This is a genomic window from Cronobacter sp. 153480017-3 (assembly GCF_053627815.1).
Map to the genome: position 1 here is coordinate 109,773 of NZ_JBSEYN010000009.1, position 16,626 is coordinate 126,398.

Annotated in this window: 18 protein-coding genes and 1 other RNA gene; 10 read left to right on the forward strand and 9 right to left on the reverse strand. The window is 59.5% G+C overall.

The window, feature by feature from the left end:
• Positions 1–62 precede the first annotated feature (62 nt).
• The 3 genes from yrbN to mtr all read left to right on the forward strand — a co-directional run bounded on the left by yrbN (position 63) and on the right by mtr (position 3,570).
• Positions 63–143 (forward strand): protein YrbN, encoded by an 81-nt coding sequence (gene yrbN / locus ACUW6V_RS18055; RefSeq protein WP_097563900.1) that lies wholly within the window; start codon positions 63–65, stop codon positions 141–143.
• Entirely contained in the window at positions 136–2,043 is a 1,908-nt protein-coding gene (locus tag ACUW6V_RS18060) for a DEAD/DEAH family ATP-dependent RNA helicase (protein WP_007888597.1), read from the forward strand. The genes yrbN and ACUW6V_RS18060 overlap by 8 nt, the downstream gene beginning before the upstream one ends.
• Positions 2,044–2,325: 282 nt before the next feature.
• The gene (mtr, locus tag ACUW6V_RS18065) at positions 2,326–3,570 is read left to right on the forward strand and encodes a tryptophan permease (RefSeq protein WP_104678573.1); all 1,245 of its coding nucleotides are present in this window, start codon (positions 2,326–2,328) and stop codon (positions 3,568–3,570) included.
• A 43-nt stretch (positions 3,571–3,613) separates the two neighbouring features.
• Here the strand turns inward: mtr and ACUW6V_RS18070 are convergent, their stop codons facing one another.
• The 3 genes from ACUW6V_RS18070 to ubiU form a co-directional block, all read right to left on the reverse strand.
• A complete protein-coding gene (locus ACUW6V_RS18070; RefSeq protein ID WP_454038737.1) occupies positions 3,614–4,624 on the reverse strand; it encodes a luciferase-like monooxygenase in 1,011 nt (336 codons plus the stop codon).
• Positions 4,625–4,776: 152 nt separating this feature from the next.
• The gene (locus tag ACUW6V_RS18075; protein WP_454038738.1) at positions 4,777–5,655 is read right to left on the reverse strand and encodes a U32 family peptidase; all 879 of its coding nucleotides are present in this window, start codon (positions 5,653–5,655) and stop codon (positions 4,777–4,779) included.
• Between the two features lie 10 nt (positions 5,656–5,665).
• On the reverse strand, positions 5,666–6,661 hold the full coding sequence (gene ubiU / locus ACUW6V_RS18080) for a ubiquinone anaerobic biosynthesis protein UbiU (RefSeq protein WP_007854140.1): 996 nt from the start codon (positions 6,659–6,661) through the stop codon (positions 5,666–5,668).
• Between the two features lie 248 nt (positions 6,662–6,909).
• On the opposite strand from ubiU, the gene ubiT reads away from it, so the two are divergent.
• Complete coding sequence (gene ubiT, locus ACUW6V_RS18085) at positions 6,910–7,434, forward strand: ubiquinone anaerobic biosynthesis accessory factor UbiT (RefSeq protein ID WP_014729748.1); 525 nt, start codon at positions 6,910–6,912, stop codon at positions 7,432–7,434.
• Complete coding sequence (locus ACUW6V_RS18090; protein WP_004385047.1) at positions 7,428–7,931, forward strand: GNAT family N-acetyltransferase; 504 nt, start codon at positions 7,428–7,430, stop codon at positions 7,929–7,931. The genes ubiT and ACUW6V_RS18090 overlap by 7 nt, the downstream gene beginning before the upstream one ends.
• Before the next feature lie 2 nt (positions 7,932–7,933).
• On the opposite strand, the gene ACUW6V_RS18095 is transcribed toward ACUW6V_RS18090, so the two are convergent.
• Positions 7,934–8,221 (reverse strand): GIY-YIG nuclease family protein, encoded by a 288-nt coding sequence (locus ACUW6V_RS18095; protein WP_004385046.1) that lies wholly within the window; start codon positions 8,219–8,221, stop codon positions 7,934–7,936.
• Between the two features lie 65 nt (positions 8,222–8,286).
• On the opposite strand from ACUW6V_RS18095, the gene ACUW6V_RS18100 reads away from it, so the two are divergent.
• Positions 8,287–8,721 (forward strand): YhbP family protein, encoded by a 435-nt coding sequence (locus ACUW6V_RS18100; RefSeq protein WP_109996523.1) that lies wholly within the window; start codon positions 8,287–8,289, stop codon positions 8,719–8,721.
• On the opposite strand, the gene ACUW6V_RS18105 is transcribed toward ACUW6V_RS18100, so the two are convergent.
• Positions 8,701–9,219, reverse strand: a complete 519-nt coding sequence (locus tag ACUW6V_RS18105) for a type 1 glutamine amidotransferase domain-containing protein (protein ID WP_004385044.1) — start codon at positions 9,217–9,219, stop codon at positions 8,701–8,703. The two genes, ACUW6V_RS18100 and ACUW6V_RS18105, sit on opposite strands and share 21 nt — an antisense overlap.
• A gap of 144 nt (positions 9,220–9,363) precedes the next feature.
• Here ACUW6V_RS18105 and ACUW6V_RS18110 point away from each other — a divergent pair, with 144 nt between their 5' ends.
• Positions 9,364–10,014, forward strand: coding sequence for an NAD-dependent epimerase/dehydratase family protein (locus ACUW6V_RS18110; RefSeq protein WP_454038739.1), 651 nt, complete (start codon positions 9,364–9,366; stop codon positions 10,012–10,014).
• A 76-nt stretch (positions 10,015–10,090) separates the two neighbouring features.
• Positions 10,091–11,134 (forward strand): permease, encoded by a 1,044-nt coding sequence (locus ACUW6V_RS18115; protein ID WP_105578655.1) that lies wholly within the window; start codon positions 10,091–10,093, stop codon positions 11,132–11,134.
• A 263-nt stretch (positions 11,135–11,397) separates the two neighbouring features.
• Here ACUW6V_RS18115 and dolP read toward each other — a convergent pair whose 3' ends face one another.
• From dolP to ACUW6V_RS18135, 4 genes are read right to left on the reverse strand one after another with little or no spacing between them, the layout of a single operon-like run.
• Entirely contained in the window at positions 11,398–11,973 is a 576-nt protein-coding gene (gene dolP / locus ACUW6V_RS18120; RefSeq protein WP_004385041.1) for a division/outer membrane stress-associated lipid-binding lipoprotein, read from the reverse strand.
• Between the two features lie 9 nt (positions 11,974–11,982).
• On the reverse strand, positions 11,983–12,573 hold the full coding sequence (gene diaA, locus ACUW6V_RS18125) for a DnaA initiator-associating protein DiaA (protein ID WP_004385040.1): 591 nt from the start codon (positions 12,571–12,573) through the stop codon (positions 11,983–11,985).
• A gap of 26 nt (positions 12,574–12,599) precedes the next feature.
• Positions 12,600–12,995: a YraN family protein gene (locus tag ACUW6V_RS18130; RefSeq protein ID WP_007896617.1), complete on the reverse strand. Its 396-nt coding sequence runs from the start codon at positions 12,993–12,995 to the stop codon at positions 12,600–12,602.
• Positions 12,953–15,013 (reverse strand): penicillin-binding protein activator, encoded by a 2,061-nt coding sequence (locus ACUW6V_RS18135; protein WP_454038740.1) that lies wholly within the window; start codon positions 15,011–15,013, stop codon positions 12,953–12,955. Before ACUW6V_RS18135 ends, ACUW6V_RS18130 begins: the two co-directional genes overlap by 43 nt.
• Positions 15,014–15,075: 62 nt before the next feature.
• On the opposite strand from ACUW6V_RS18135, the gene rsmI reads away from it, so the two are divergent.
• A complete protein-coding gene (rsmI, locus tag ACUW6V_RS18140; RefSeq protein WP_325763420.1) occupies positions 15,076–15,936 on the forward strand; it encodes a 16S rRNA (cytidine(1402)-2'-O)-methyltransferase in 861 nt (286 codons plus the stop codon).
• Between the two features lie 60 nt (positions 15,937–15,996).
• An RNA gene (gene rnpB / locus ACUW6V_RS18145) (RNase P RNA component class A) lies at positions 15,997–16,373 on the forward strand.
• Positions 16,374–16,626: the final 253 nt, after the last annotated feature.

Here is a 16,626-nt window from a genome sequence, read left to right on the forward strand (position 1 = left end):
CTTAACCGGTGAGGGCTTGTTTGTTCGTTAATACACCTACTTTGAGCCGGTTCACACTTTTAATGAAAATTGCAGAAAATTTTCACGATGAGTTATGTAGACTGGCCGCCATTAATTCTGAGGCACTCGTACTACATGGCTGAATTCGAAACCACTTTTACTGATCTGGGCCTGAAGGCTCCAATCCTTGAAGCCCTTAACGATCTGGGTTACGAAAAACCATCTCCAATCCAGGCAGAATGTATTCCGCATCTGCTGGGTGGTCGCGACGTTCTGGGTATGGCCCAGACCGGTAGCGGCAAAACCGCAGCGTTCTCACTGCCGCTGCTCCACAATATTGATGAAACTCTGCGCGCGCCGCAGATCCTGGTTCTGGCTCCGACCCGCGAACTGGCGGTTCAGGTTGCTGAAGCCATGACCGATTTCTCTAAACATATGCATGGCGTAAACGTCGTGGCCCTGTATGGCGGCCAGCGTTATGACGTGCAGCTGCGCGCACTGCGCCAGGGTCCGCAGATTGTGGTCGGTACGCCGGGCCGTCTGCTGGATCACCTCAAGCGCGGTACGCTGGATCTTTCTAACCTGAAAGGCCTGGTACTGGACGAAGCAGACGAAATGCTGCGTATGGGCTTCATCGAAGACGTTGAAACCATCATGGCGCAGATCCCGGCTGAACATCAGACCGCGCTCTTCTCTGCGACCATGCCGGAAGCGATTCGTCGCATCACCCGTCGCTTTATGAAAGAGCCGCAGGAAGTGCGCATCCAGTCCAGCGTCACCACTCGCCCGGACATCAGCCAGAGCTACTGGTCTGTGTACGGCATGCGTAAAAACGAAGCGCTGGTGCGTTTCCTGGAAGCGGAAGATTTTGACGCGGCGATTATCTTCGTGCGCACCAAAAACGCGACCTTGGAAGTGGCTGAAGCGCTGGAGCGCAGCGGCTACAACAGCGCCGCGCTGAACGGTGACATGAACCAGGCCCTGCGCGAGCAGACGCTGGAGCGTCTGAAAGACGGTCGTCTGGATATCCTGATCGCAACCGACGTTGCGGCGCGTGGTCTGGACGTTGAGCGTATCAGCCTCGTGGTGAACTACGACATCCCGATGGACTCCGAGTCTTACGTTCACCGTATCGGCCGTACCGGTCGTGCGGGCCGTGCAGGTCGTGCGCTGCTGTTCGTTGAGAACCGTGAGCGTCGTCTGCTGCGTAACATTGAACGCACCATGAAGCTGACCATTCCGGAAGTAGAGCTGCCGAACGCAGAACTGCTGGGCAAACGCCGTCTGGAAAAATTCGCCGCGAAAGTCCAGCAGCAGCTGGAAAGCAGCGATCTGGACCAGTACCGTGCGCTGCTGACCAAGCTTCAGCCGGAAGGCGAGCTGGATGTGGAAACGCTGGCTGCTGCGCTGCTGAAAATGGCGCAGGGCGAACGTCCGCTGATCCTGCCGCCGGATGCGCCGATGCGTCCGAAGCGTGAATTCCGCGATCGCGATGACCGTTTCGAGCGCCGTGGCGACCGTAACGATCGTGGCCCGCGTGGCGACCGCAACGGTGAAGACCGTCCGCGTCGCGAGCGTCGTGACGCTGGCGATATGGAACTGTACCGCATCGAAGTGGGTCGTGATGATGGCGTCGAAGTGCGTCACATCGTGGGCGCTATCGCCAACGAAGGCGATATCAGCAGCCGTTACATTGGTAACATCAAGCTGTTCGCGTCTCACTCCACCATCGAGCTGCCGAAAGGCATGCCGACCGAAGTGCTGCAGCACTTCACCCGTACGCGTATTCTGAACAAGCCGATGAATATGCAACTGATGGGTGATGCACAGCCGCGCGGCGATCGTCGTCCTGGCGGCGGTGGTCGTGGTTTCGGTGGCGAACGCCGTGAAGGCGGTCGCGGTGAAGGCCGTGGCGAAGGTCGTCGTTTCAGCGGCGAACGTCGCGAAGGCGGTCGTAGCTTCGGCGGCGATCGTCGTGAAGGCGGCCGCGGCCCGCGTCGTGATGACGCAGCGACCCCGCGCCGTCGTTTCGGCGACGCATAAGCGCAGAAAGTCTGACAACAAGCCCCGGCCATGCCGGGGCTTTTTTTATGGGCGCCATTCAGCGCGCTCGCCTTGCAGAGCCCCATTCTTCCTGGCTGCACGCCTTTCTGACGATAAAAACTAACGTGCTGTACCGCAAACGACAGCCTGCTAAATTCGCTGCTGTACTGCGCTGCGGCCAGCCGAAGACGTCATGCTTTATTAGAGACGTAATTTTTTCTCCTTTTTGTACTCGCGTACTGGTACAATGAATCATCAGCATCACTTTCACGGGAAAGCTTTATGACCACACTCGTTGCCCGCAGCGCTTCACCTTCGCTTTTAAGCGGCGTTGTGATTATCGCCGGTACTATCATTGGCGCAGGCATGTTCTCTCTGCCGGTCGTAATGTCCGGCGCGTGGTTTTTCTGGTCGCTGCTCGCTCTGGTGTTCACCTGGTTTTGTATGCTCCATTCCGGGTTAATGCTGCTGGAAGCCAACCTCAACTACCATATCGGCGCCAGCTTCGACACCATCACGCGCGACTTGCTCGGTAAGGGCTGGAACGTGGTGAATGGCGCGTCCGTCGCGTTTGTGCTCTATATCCTGACGTATGCTTATATCTCAGCCAGCGGCTCAGTGCTCCACCACACGCTCGCGGGCATGAATATCGACGTGCCCGCGCGGCTGGCAGGGTTCGGCTTCGCGCTGGTGGTAGCGTTTATCGTCTGGCTCTCCACACATGCCGTAAGCCGGATGACGGCCATTGTACTGGGTGCCAAGGTCATTACGTTCTTTCTGACGTTCGGCGGCCTGCTGGGCCATGTCGGACCCGCCACGCTGTTTAACACCGTTGAGGCAAGCCCGAGTTACACGCCGTATCTCTTAATGACCCTGCCGTTTTGCCTGGCGTCTTTCGGCTACCACGGCAATGTGCCGAGCCTTATGAAATACTATGGCAAAGCGCCGGGCGTGATTATTCGCTGCCTGGTTCTGGGAACGCTGATTGCGCTGGCGCTTTATATCGTCTGGCTGCTGGCGACGATGGGCAACATTCCGCGCCCGGAATTTATCGGCATCGCGAAGGCGGGCGGCAATATCGATGTGCTGGTGGGCGCGCTGAGCGACGTGCTGAACAGTCGCACGCTGGATGTGCTGCTGATTGTGTTTTCCAACTTCGCCGTGGCGAGTTCTTTCCTGGGCGTGACGCTGGGGCTGTTTGACTATCTGGCCGATCTTTTTGGCTTTGACGATTCGCCGCGCGGGCGTCTCAAAACCGCGCTGCTGACGTTCTTACCGCCGATGGCGGGCGGGCTGCTGTGGCCGAACGGTTTTCTGTATGCGATTGGCTATGCTGGCCTTGCGGCGACCATCTGGGCGGCGATTGTGCCGGCACTGCTGGCGCGTGCGTCACGCAAGCGCTTCGGCAGCCCACACTTTCGCGTCTGGGGCGGGAAGGGGATGATTGCGTTGATCCTGCTGTTTGGGCTGGGTAACGCGGTAGTGCACTTACTTTCCAGCTTCAACCTGCTGCCGGTCTATCAGTAATCATTGCTTTGCCCTCTCCCGGCGGGAGAGGGCGAAAACCGCATTAGCTTAACAGTTCTTCCCGCACCTGCATGGCGAGATCAAACGAGTGCAGCCGCGCGTCGTGATCGAAAATCTGGCCGTTAACCATAATCTCATCGGCGTCGGTTTCACGCAAAATGGACAACAGTCCGTGGCGGACTTTCGCTTTATCGCCAACCAGCGACATACTGAGCGCCTGCTGAACGCCGTACTGCTCCGCCGGGCTCCAGAAATTCTCCATAGACGCAATTGGCGGCGGCAACTGGCCGGTTTCGCCGCGGCGCAGCTTCACAAACGCCTGCTGCATTGAGGTAAACAGAAACTCCGCATCGCGATTGCTGTCGGCGGCGACGATATTAATGCACACCATCGCATACGGTTTTTCCAGGCGCTCTGACGGCTGGAAGTGCGTGCGGTAGAGGTGCAGGGCCTGCAACAGCATATCCGGCGCGAAATGCGAGGCGAACGCGAACGGCAGGCCCATCTGCGCGGCCAGCTGCGCGCTGTAAAGGCTTGAACCCAGCAGCCATACCGGGAGTTTTGCGCCGTAACCCGGCACCGGGCGTACCGCCGGGTTCGGATCGCGGGCGTCGAACCAGTCCGTTAGCTCTTTCACATCACGCGGGAAGTTATCGATGTCATGATTCATATGGCGGCGCAGCGCCATCATCGTGCGCTGATCGCTGCCCGGCGCACGGCCCAGGCCAAGCTCAATACGGCCAGGATAGAGCGCGTCGAGCGTGCCGAACTGCTCGGCAATCACCAGCGGGGCGTGGTTAGGCAGCATCACGCCGCCGGAGCCCAGGCGCAGCGTGGTGGTATTGGCGGCGAGATAGCCAATCAGTACCGACGTCGCGGCGCTGGCGATGCTGGTCATATTGTGATGTTCCGCCAGCCAGTAGCGGTCGTAGCCGCGCTTCTCGGCGAGGCGGGCTAAATCGAGCGAGTGATGGAACGCCTCACGGGCGGAGGAGCCTTGCGGGATCGGTGCGAGATCGAGCACCGAAAAAGGCACAACAGATTTATCAGACATAACGGCTCACTTAATTACAGCATAGTCATCAGATTGAAGGTCTTCTTCCAGCCTGGCGCATTTCGGGGATTTTGCCCGCGGCCCGGCCGGAAAGCTGTCCTTTCATACTGCATGAACTCCCGCAAAATGCTGTTAACAAAGTGAGCCTTTTCTTATGACTGCAGCGCCATCCCGGCGAGCCTGCGCCAGTACCCGTTGCAGTCGCTGTGGGCGGCGAGCGGCAGCGGGGCGGCACCGTTTTCATTGGCCCGGAACGCGTCGAGCATCTCCAGCGTTTCAGGTCCCATCGGCGAGAGACGGACTATATCCACCAACCCGGCCATCGACGCCAGCTCGTTGCCGAGGTTATAGACATAACCGCTCATGGTCTGAATGCCGTTCAGCACAAACACCTGGCTGTTTTCCTGCGAGAGCATGCTGCGCCCGTTGGGATATTTGATGCAGCAGGTTTCGCACTCATCTTTCGGCCGGTCTTCTGAACGCGCGGTAAAGCAGCGGGCGGAATAGGCGAGCGGCAGATGGCCATAGCTCAGCACTTCCACTTCAAACTGATGGCGGATACCGAGCGCGTCGCACTGATCGAGCAGATTCACCAGCCAGTCGCGGGACAGCTCCACCGGCATACACCAGCGCGTCATGCCGTCTTTCAGCAGCAGACGCAGCGTAACGGCGTTGTAGCAGTTCAGCGCATGGCCTGCGACGAACGGCAGCTTGCGCTCGGCCGCCAGCCCCACCGCGCCAAAATCGTTGGCCTCGATCAGAAACTCGCCGTTATCAATATAGCGCTTCAACTCGGTCAGCTCGGAAGGTGCCTGCACCAGCGCCAGCGTTGAGATAACCACCTGCTTGCCGCTGGCCGCGAGCGTTCTGGCAAGCGCCAGCCAGTCGGTGGCTTTAGTCTCGCGCCGTTTGCTGCACACCGCTTCGCCGAGATAAATCACATCGGCTGAGCTCTGCGCTGCGGCCTCGTAAAAGCTCTCAAGCGTCGCTTTCGGCCAGTAGTACAGCACCGGCCCTAATGCGTATTTCATCCTGCTCTCCTTACTGCCATTTGCGATGGTACGCGCCAAGCGTTGTCTGCGTGCCTTCAGCCATCGCGCCGAGCGCGTCCATCCAGGCCGGTTGCGGCGCAAAGCGCTGCGGGTCGGCTTTACAACGGTCGATAGCCTGACGCCAGACTTTCGCCACCTGGCTGACATAAGCCGGGCTGCGCTGGCGGCCTTCGATTTTCACCGAGGCGATATTGGCCGCCAGCAGCTCCGGCAACAGCTCCAGCGTATTCAGGCTGGTGGGCTCTTCGAGCGCGTGATAACGCTGGCCGTCCACCAGATACCGGCCTTTGCAGAGCGTCGGATATCCGGCGTTTTCGCCTTCCTGGTAGCGGTCAATCAGCACATCGTTCAGGCGCGATTCCAGCCCCTGTTCCGTCTGCTGCCAGCGCACGAAGCGCGCAGGCGAACAGGCACCTACGGTATTGGGCGATTCACCGGTGAGGTAAGAGGAGAGATAGCAACGGCCTTCCGCCATGATGCACAGGCTGCCGAAGGCGAACACTTCCAGCGGCACCGGCGTCACGCGCGCCAGTTGTTTCACCTGATGAATGGATAACACGCGCGGCAGCACCACGCGGGCCACGTCGAAATGGCGCTGGTAAAAGCGAATGGCGGCTTCATTAGTGGCGGAAGCCTGTACCGACACATGACGCTCCACGTGCGGATAGCGGGTCGCGGCGTACTCCAGCATCGCGAGGTCGGCTAAGATCAGCGCATCAGCGCCGAGCTGGGCGGCCATATCCACCGCGCGCTCCCAGCGTTCATAACCATCCGGGTGCGCGAAAGTATTAATGGCGATATGCAGTTTGCGGCCATGCTGATGCACATAGCTCACCGCTTCCTGCAATTTCTTCTCGGTAAAGTTGAGGCCAGCGAAGTGGCGGGCGTTGGTATCGTCTTTCAGACCGATATAGACCGCATCCGCGCCATTATCGATGGCCGCCTTCAGAGCCGGAAGGTTACCGGCCGGGCAAAGCAACTCCATAGCGTGTCCTGAAAATAAAAGCAGGCCGTATGCGGCCTGGCGCGCTGCATAAAGGCAGCGAAATTGTTAACGAACGGCGATTTTAGTTAACCCGTCCGCGACAATTTTTGATTTAAGGCAGCTAATGTCGTATTGATGGCATCTATAAAGGGGTACCTGCGAAGGCGCAAAGCTTGATTTGAGCCGCTATCTCGCCTGGCCGATATGGCACAATAACGGCCATTGTGATCTGGCAAGGAGAAAAGCCCGTGTTGAATAATCTGCGTTCCTGTCTGGTACATCTTGGCCCTTCACTTCTGAAAACGCCGGTGTCGCTCGCGCCGTTTGCGCTCAAGCGTCACGCGCTGGAACAACTGCTCGGCTGGCAATTCCGTCAGGCGCTGGCGGATGACGAACTGGCGTTTCTTGAAGGCCGCTGGCTTGGCATAGAGGTGCGCGATATCGGCCTGCGCTGGTTTACGTCCGTTGAGAACGACAAGCTTGTTGTGCGTGAACAGGCCGAGGCTGATGTCACCTTCCGCGCGGACGCCGCCGACCTGCTGATGATCGCCGCACGCAAGCAGGATCCCGATACGCTTTTCTTCCAGCGTCGTCTGGTGATTGAAGGCGATACTGAATTAGGGTTATATGTGAAGAATCTGATGGACGCCATTGAGCTCGACGCGATGCCAAAACCGCTGCGCGTCATGTTGCTGCAACTGGCGGACTTCGTAGAAGCGGGGCTTGCCGTCTCGCCGCTAACCAAAGCAACCTCCATAGGTGAACCATGCTGATTCGTGTAGAAATCCCCATTGATGCGCCGGGCATCGACGCGTTACTTCGCCGGGCGTTCGGTCGCGCCGACGAGGCGGAGCTGGTGCACGCGCTCCGTGAAGACGGACTGCTGACGCTGGGGCTGGTCGCAACGGATGATGAAGGGCAGGTGGTCGGTTATGTCGCATTCAGCCCTGTGACCGTGGCGGGCGAAGAACGTCAGTGGCTGGGACTTGCGCCGCTCGCGGTCGACGAAGAGTGGCGCGGGCAGGGGATTGGCCGTCAGCTCGTGTACGAAGGGCTCGATTCGCTCAATGAGTTCGGTTACGCGGCGGTCGTCACGCTGGGCGCGCCGGAGTTTTACAACCGTCTGGGCTTTGAGCCCGCCGCCCGTTACGATCTGCACTGCCGCTGGCCTGGCGCTGAAGCGGCGTTCCAGGTACACCGTCTCGCTGATGACGCCCTGAACGGCGTGCACGGCCCCGTGGACTACCACGAACATTTTAACCGTTTCTGATCTCAGGGCGTTTGCGGTGCGCTTTTCATCGCCTCAAACGCCAGCTCGCCTGCGACCAGTTGCTCTTTCTGCCGTTTCGTCAGCTGCTTGATGCGGTATTCGGCGCGCAGCGCCTCGGAGCGATTGCCCGCGGGCGCACTGAAAACCAGCGTCAGCTCTCCTTTGCCGCGCAGCGCTTTGGCCCCTTTGCCGCGCTGATGCTGGGCGAAGCGGCGCGCGACATCAGTGGTGATGCCAGTATAAAGCCGGTTATCGGGGCAGCGGATCAGATAAAGAAACCATTCTTCCATAATGAATATCAGGGGCAGTCACATCTGGCCGCACCTTACCATGATTATCCCCGACAGGAGAAACAATGGACGCTCTCGATGCCATCAGCAAATGGCTCGCTAAACAGCATGTCGTCACGTATTGCGTCGGCAATGGAGAAGCGCTCTGGTGCGCGAACGCGTTTTATCTTTACGATCGTGAACGGGTGGCGTTTTATCTGTTAAGCGATACCGAAAGCCGACACGGCAAAATGGCAGGCAAGCTGGCGGCTGTCGCGGGCACGGTTAACGGGCAGACCAAAACCGTAGCGCTTATCCGCGGCGTGCAGTTTTCAGGCGAGTTGCGGCTGGTGGAAGAGCCGGAAAGCGAGGCCCTGCGCGAGCGCTATAACCGCCGCTTTCCGGTGGCCAGGGTGATGTCCTCTCCGCTGTGGGAGATCCGTCTTGATGAGATCAAATTTACTGACAACACCCTGGGGTTTGGTAAAAAACTCGTCTGGTTACGCGCCGAGCAGGCGTAACGCCTCGCGGTTAAACGCAGGCAAGTCTTCCGGCGTGCGGCTGGTTACCAGTTGGTCTTTATCGACGACCACTTCCTGATCGTGGAACTCCGCCCCGGCGTTTTTCACGTCAATCACGATAGGCTTAACGGCGGTGAGCTTACGTCCGCGGATCACATCGGCGCTGATTAACAGCTGCGGTCCGTGGCAGATAGCGAACACCGGTTTGCCGGTATTGACGAAATCGCGGGTAAAGGTGACAAAGCGGTCATCACCGCGCAGGCTGTCCGGCGAATGGCCGCCAGGCAGCAGCAGGGCGTCAAAGTCTGCCGGGCTTACCTCGTCGATAGCCTTATCAATGGTGACTTTCGCTTCGCCCTGTTTACCGGTGACGGTTTTCCCGGCCTCTTTCTCGATGGTAATCACTTCATGTCCGGCCTTGCGATACTCAGCCGCCGGGGATGTGAATTCTGAATCTTCAAACTCATCAGTGATTAAGACTGCGATCTTCTTGCTCATTACGCCTCCCTTGATGTCTTTACAGAACGGTGATGTGCAGTAATGGCTTTTGCCAGAAATGGTAAATACTTAAACCACACAGACTATTAAGCCTGGTTCAGGGCGCTGACATTGCAAGGCAGAAGATTCTGCAAAGGAGCGATCATGAGTCGAGTATTGATAACGGGCGCCAGCGGCCTCGTGGGCAGCCATCTGCTGCGAATGCTGGTTGATGAGCCACGCGTGACGTCGATTATCGCGCCAACGCGCCGCCCGCTACGCGTGCCGATGCATAAAGTGGAAAACCCGTGCGACCCGCAGCTCTCCGATGTGCTGACGCAGCTCAGCGCGCCGCTGGATATCATCTTTTGCTGTCTCGGCACCACGCGACGCGAGGCGGGCAGCAAAGAGGCGTTTATTCTGGCCGATTACACGCTGGTAGTGGACACCTCGCTCGCCGGGCTACGGCTTGGCGCAAAGCATATGCTGGTGGTCAGCGCGCTCGGCGCGAACCCCAATTCGCCGTTTTTCTATAACCGCGTCAAGGGCGAGATGGAAACGGCGCTGAAGGCGCAGGGCTGGCCGCGGCTGACGATAGCGCGTCCGTCGCTGCTCATCGGCGATCGCGAAAAGCGCCGCGCCGGGGAATCTTTTATGGCGCCGCTGTTTCGCCTGCTGCCGGGAAAATGGAAAGCCATTGAGGCGCAGACCGTGGCGCAGGCGCTGATAAATGCGGCGCTGTCGCCTGCACAAGAAGATGTCGCGGTGCTTGATTCAGCGCAATTGCGCGAAATAGCCGCACAAAGGGCGCGCTGAACCGCGTTTCAAAACGCGCCCGGCGGGCGTACTATTGACCGGCAAAAATTTACCCCCTGTTTTCCAGAGGAATGTTATGGCTGGTCAGTCTTCATCTCTGGCGCCGAAATCCCCCGCATGGTGGAAACCCGCGCTGTTTTTTCTCGTCCTGTTTATTGGCCTGTGGTACGTCAAATGGCAGCCCTATTACGGCAAAGCCTTTACCGCGGCGCAAACGCACAGCATCGGCAATTCTATTCTCGCGAATGCGCAGGATAACCCGCTGCGCGCGGCGCTCGATTACGCCGGTATCTATTTTCTCGCCGTCTGGAAAGCCGCCGTGCTCGGCGTGCTGCTGGGCTCGCTGATTCAGGTGCTTATCCCGCGCGACTGGCTGGTACGCACGCTGGGCCAGCCGCGTTTTCGCGGTACGCTGCTTGGCACGCTGTTTTCACTGCCGGGCATGATGTGTACCTGCTGCGCCGCGCCGGTTGCCGCCGGGATGCGCCGTCAGTCGGTGTCGATGGGCGGCGCGCTGGCGTTTTGGCTCGGCAACCCGTTACTAAATCCGGCGACGCTGGTGTTTATGGGCTTCGTGCTGGGCTGGGAATTTACGCTTATTCGCGTGGCGGTGGGCCTGGTGATGGTGATTGGCATCGCGTCGCTGGTGCAGCGGTTCGTGGCCGATACGCCAGCGCCTGCGCTGCCAGAGGCGGTTCAGCCCGCAGAAGCGCCGCAGGGCAGCTTTATGGCGCGCTGGTTCCGGGCGCTCTGGACGCTCTTCTGGAATACGATCCCGGTGTATTTGCTGGCGGTGCTGGTGCTGGGTGCCGCGCGCGTCTGGCTGTTCCCGCACGCCGATGGCGCGGTGGGCAATACGCTGTTCTGGGTACTGGCGATGGCGATTGCCGGTTGTCTGTTCGTGATCCCGACCGCCGCGGAAATCCCGATTGTGCAGACCATGATGCTGGCGGGCATGGGCGTTGCGCCGGGGCTGGCGCTGCTGGTGACGCTGCCGGCGGTAAGTCTGCCTTCACTTATCATGCTGCGTAAGGCCTTCCCGGCGAAAGCGCTGTGGCTGACCGGCGGGATGGTCATGCTGGCGGGAGCGGTGACAGGCGCGCTGGCGCTGGTTTTTTAATACTGGAAAGGTGGGTGCGCTTCGCTTACCCACCCTACAAAAGCATCTCCTTACCGCAAGCATTCTGTAGGGCGGGTAAGCGAAGCGCACCCGCCTGAGAACCGGCGTTGTAATCCTGTAGGGCGGGTAAGCGAAGCGCACCCGCCGAAGAACCGGCGTTGTAATCCTGTAGGGCGGGTAAGCGAAGCGCACCCGCCATCGTCATAAGTGTAAGGATGTTACAGAAGCCCTCTCCCCGGCGGAGAGAGGGCGGGATGAGGGAATTACTTAATGTAGGTAAACGCGGTCGTCACGTGTTTCACGCCGCTTACGCGGCTTGCGGTATCCGCTGCCGCGCGGCCTTCACGCTCGGTCACCAGACCCAGCAGGAACACTTCGCCGTTCTCGGTCGTCACCTTCACGTTAGACGATTTCACCTGATCGCTGCCAAGCAGCTGGGAGCGCACTTTGGTGGTTATCCAGGTATCCGACGACGCGGTGCCCAACCCAATCGGCTGACCGTTGCGGATCTCGTTAAACACTTCCGTCGCACCTTCCACGCCCATCGCTATCTGTTTCGCGCGGGATGCCAGTTCCGGGTTCGGCGACTGACCGGTCAGCAACACTTTACCCTGATAGGCGGTCACGTTAATCCGCGCTTCTTTCTTCAGCTGTTGATCTTTGCCAAGCGCGGTATTCACGCGCAGCTCCAGCGTCCCGTCATCAACCTGAGTACCCACACTGCGCGGATCGGTGGCGGCCTTGGTGCCGACGGCCGCGGTTCCGACGACGGCTGCCGCAACGCAGCCCTGTAGCACTAGCGCGGTCATCACCACCGCAAGGGGTTTAATGGCCTTCATGAGCACTCCTTAATCATCCTGGTGTGGAAACAATGTGTTATCGATAAGATCACACAGGCAGTTGACCGTCAGCATATGCATCTCGTGAATACGCGCGCTGCGATGGGAAGGAATACGGATCTCCACATCCTGCGGCCCCAGCAGGCCCGCCAGCTCACCGCCGTCGTAGCCCGTCAGCGCCACGATAGTCATATCGCGGGTGACGGCCGCTTCTACGGCTTTCACGATGTCACGGCTGTTACCACGGGTAGAAATAGCCAGCAGGACATCCCCGGCGTGGCCCAGCGCGCGTACCTGTTTGGCATACACTTCGTCATGCAGCCTGTCGTTGGTTATCGCCGTTAAGACCACATTATCGGTATTTAGTGCAATGGCAGGTAAACCGGGCCGTTCGGTTTCATAACGATTGATCATGCTGGCCGCGAAATGCTGCGCGTTAGCACCGGACGTGCCGTTGCCGCAGCAGAGGATTTTGTTGCCGTTAAGGAGAGACTGAACCAGGGTCATGGCCGCACGTGAAATCGCATCCGGGAGTGCTTCCGCCGCCGCAATCTGGGTTTGAATGCTTTCCGTAAAGCAGACTTTGATTCTTTCTAGCACGATTATCCTTTGAGCGTTACGTCAGTTCAGGCGTGGAGCGAAAAGGCGTTCGCTATCCACTCGGTTTCATTGCCGGTGAAGGCTAACACATCGAACCGGCAATCCACAGTATCAAAGCTCCCATTGTGGCGCGCGAGCCACAACCGGGCGGTGTGTAACAATTTTTGTTGTTTGCTGCGGGTGACGCTGGCGGCCGCGCCGCCATACAGACTGGCGCGGCGGTAGCGCACTTCGACGAACACTGTCACGCCCCGGTCATCCATGATGAGATCGATTTCGCCGCCGCGCTCATGCACATTGGCGGCGATAAAGCGCAGTCCCTTACGCTCAAGAAAGGCGCGCGCCTGGGCTTCCCAGGCGGCACCGGTCTCTTTGCGGCTTAGTTGGCCGGAACCAACTGTCCTTGCTGGTATTTGAGCCACGTTAACTTCCTGTTAATGACGCAGTCCTGTGTTGCGCTAAGCGCGCCGGTGTTACCGCTGAGCTGGAAGCCCGGCACCTGACGCATCTGGGAGAAATGGTTCGCCAGCGACCAGGCATCCACGCCCATCGCGTACAGACGCGCCAGCGAATAGTCGTTATTTACCGCCGCGAGCGCCTGCTGCATCAGCGCCGGGTTGCCGCCGGTAAGCATCGGGATATCGCTGAACTCCAGGCCTTCCATTTCGAGACGGAAATCCGGGCCGGAGCCGCCCTGGGCGCTGCGCGAGCTGGCATACAGCGTCGCCCCGCTGTGGCTGCCCGCACGCATCGCGATCATTGGCTTGATCAGCGCAATTTCAGACGGCGTGGCGAGGATGTAAACGGCGTCGACATTGCCGCTGGTGCCTGCGGTAATTTGCGCGTCGGTCGGCGGTGCCGGAATGGAGAGGCCGCCAATGGTCACAGGCTGCTGCTGCGGCAGGCTGGCCGCGACAGGGGAGCCCGTCAGCGCGATGCCGGTGCCGCCGTTAATGTTCATTTTAAGCTCGTTGACGGAGCCGAATTTCTGCTGCAACACCGTACCGCCGCCAAGCTGCGTCCAGCGGTCAGCGAAGGCTTTCGTCACGCGATCGCCGAGCGCGCTGTAAGGCACCAGCAGCAGCGGCGCGCGTTTGCCTTCCTGCCAGATATGGACGGCGGCGTCAGCGGCTTCATCTTCCGGCGACAGCGCGAAATAGCAGACATTCGGGCGGTTCTGCACCGTCTCCGGCTGGTTAAGCGCCAGTACGTTCAGCGGCGTGCCGCTTTTCAGTACGCCGTCCACGCTCTCTTTCAGGAGCGGGCCGACGACCAGGCTTGCGCCATCCTGCTGTGCCTGCGCCAGGATCTGCGTAATGGACTGCGAGCTGGTGTCATAGACTTTAATTTCCGCCGCAGGGTTAGCCGGTGCTGTGGCGACAGGCTGGGCATCAACCGGTTGCTGTGCGGGCTGGGTGTTTTGCGGCGCGTCCGGCTGCGGGGTCAGATCGTCGACCGGCGCGGCGGCGGGGCTTGCCACGCCATCGGTCGGCTGAGGCTGGGTGCCGTCCGTAGGCTGCGCGGCGTTATCCGCCTGTGCGGGCGCTGGCGTTGACGACTGCGCCGCGACAGGGCTGGTGCCCGCGTTTTTCGCCGCTTCAAAACCCTGCTGAATGGCGCGGCCAAACACGGCCGCCTGGCCATTTAACGGCAGCAGCAGCGCGATTTTATCGGCAGAAGCGGGCTTGTAGTTTTGCAGATTAGCGAGCTGCGACGGCAGCATTTTCGCGCCCGGATTCTGCGGGTAGCGCGTCTGCCAGTCTTTCACGCCCGCCTGGAGCATTTTCGGATCGTTGCGGTTGTCGAGCCAGACGCGCTGGAGGTCAAGCCAGCCCTGGAGCGTGTTTTCATCGGCGTTGATAACCAGCGCCTTCGCCTGATCCGCAGACATCTGCGACAGCGCCTGCCAGGTGGCATCGATATTTTTCTGCTTCGCCGCGCCCTGTAACAGCGGCTCCTGAGCAATGAGCGCGCGCAGCAGCTCCAGCGACGGACGGCCCTGGCTGGCATCGATTTTCGCCTGCCAGTAACGGGCTTTCTGCTCGTCGTTCAGATCGGCTGCGTTGATTTTATCGAGCAGCGCGGCGGCGCCCTGATAATCCTGCTGCGCCAGTTTGATTTGCGCTTCCAGCAGCGACGCTTCGCGGCGCTGGGCGTCCGTCAGGTTTTGCGGCAGCTCGCCGTAGAGCGTCATGGCGCGCTCGCGTTTGCCTTCACTGAGCAGTGCACGTATGGCGAGTAATTGCCAGTTGGTCTTGCTATCATCACGGCTTTGTTCCATCTGGTGCAGATAAAAGCCGGAATCTGCTTTGGCCTCGCCCTGCATATGCGCCGTGCTCTGATCGGCCGTCTGCGTACCGCAGCCTGCGAAAAAGAGGGCTGCCAGCAGGACAGGCAGACAACGCGCGGCTTTAGAGCCGGAAAATTTTGAAGGTACCATACTGTATCCAGTGGTTTTTTCTGGTGAATGTTCAATTTTAAATCGGCAATACGGACGAAACAATGAAACAAAACGATTCGGCGCAGAATTCTCAGGGCCAGCTCTACATCGTCCCGACGCCTATCGGCAATCTCGGCGACATCACGCAACGCGCCCTGACAGTATTGCAGTCCGTCGATCTTATCGCCGCTGAGGATACCCGTCATACCGGTCTGCTGCTGCAACATTTTGCTATCAGCGCCCGGCTTTTTGCGCTGCACGACCATAACGAACAGCAAAAAGCGGAAACCCTGATAGCCAAACTGCGTGAAGGGCAGAACATCGCGCTGGTCTCCGACGCCGGTACGCCGCTGATTAACGACCCTGGCTATCACCTGGTGCGCGCCTGCCGCGAAGCCGGGCTGCGCGTAGTGCCGCTGCCGGGGCCGTGCGCGGCTATCGCTGCGCTTTCCGCCGCGGGTTTGCCCTCTGACCGTTTCTGCTATGAAGGTTTTTTACCGGCGAAATCCAAAGGCCGCCGCGACGCGCTGAAGGCGCTGGAGCAGGAGCCGCGCACGCTGATTTTTTATGAGTCTACTCATCGTCTGCTGGAAAGCCTGGAAGATATGGTGGCCGTCTGGGGCGAGTCCCGTTACGTGGTGCTGGCGCGCGAGCTGACCAAAACCTGGGAAACCATTTACGGCGCGTCGGTGGGCGAGCTGCTCGCCTGGGTGAAAGACGATGAAAACCGCCGCAAGGGCGAAATGGTGCTGATCGTCGAAGGGCATAAAGCGCAGGAAGACGCGCTGCCGCCTGACGCGCTTCGCACGCTCGCGCTGCTGCAGGCCGAGCTGCCGCTCAAAAAAGCGGCGGCGCTGGCGGCGGAAATCCACGGCGTGAAGAAGAACGCGCTTTATAAATATGCGCTGGAGCAGCAGGGCTGACGGCGCGATAAACCGTGATCGGGCGTGACAGCGGCGGGCAAACCCTCTATACTCCGCGCCGAAGCTGACCAGACAGTCGCCGCTTCGTCGTCGTCCTTTCGGGGAGACGGACGGAGGGGAGGAAAGTCCGGGCTCCATAGGGCAGGGTGCCAGGTAACGCCTGGGGGGCGCAAGCCTACGACCAGTGCAACAGAGAGCAAACCGCCGATGGCCCACGCAAGTGGGATCAGGTAAGGGTGAAAGGGTGCGGTAAGAGCGCACCGCGCGTCTGGCAACAGTTCGCGGCACGGTAAACTCCACCCGGAGCAAGGCCAAATAGGGGTTCACAAGGTACGGCCCGTACTGAACCCGGGTAGGCTGCTTGAGCCAGTGAGCGATTGCTGGCCTAGATGAATGACTGTCCACGACAGAACCCGGCTTACCGGTCAGCTTCACACATTAGAAAACCCCGCTCCGGCGGGGTTTTTGCTTTTTGGGCGGGATGAAGATGAATGACTGTCCACGACGCTTTCCATGAAAAGAACGCGGCTTACCGGCAAGCTTCACACATTAGAAAACCCCGCTCCGGCGGGGTTTTTGCTTTATGGGCGGGGTAAAGATGAATGACTGTCCACGACGCTTTCCATGAAAAGAACGCGGCTTACCGGCAAGCTTCACACATTAGAAAACCCCGCTCCGGCGGGGTTTTTG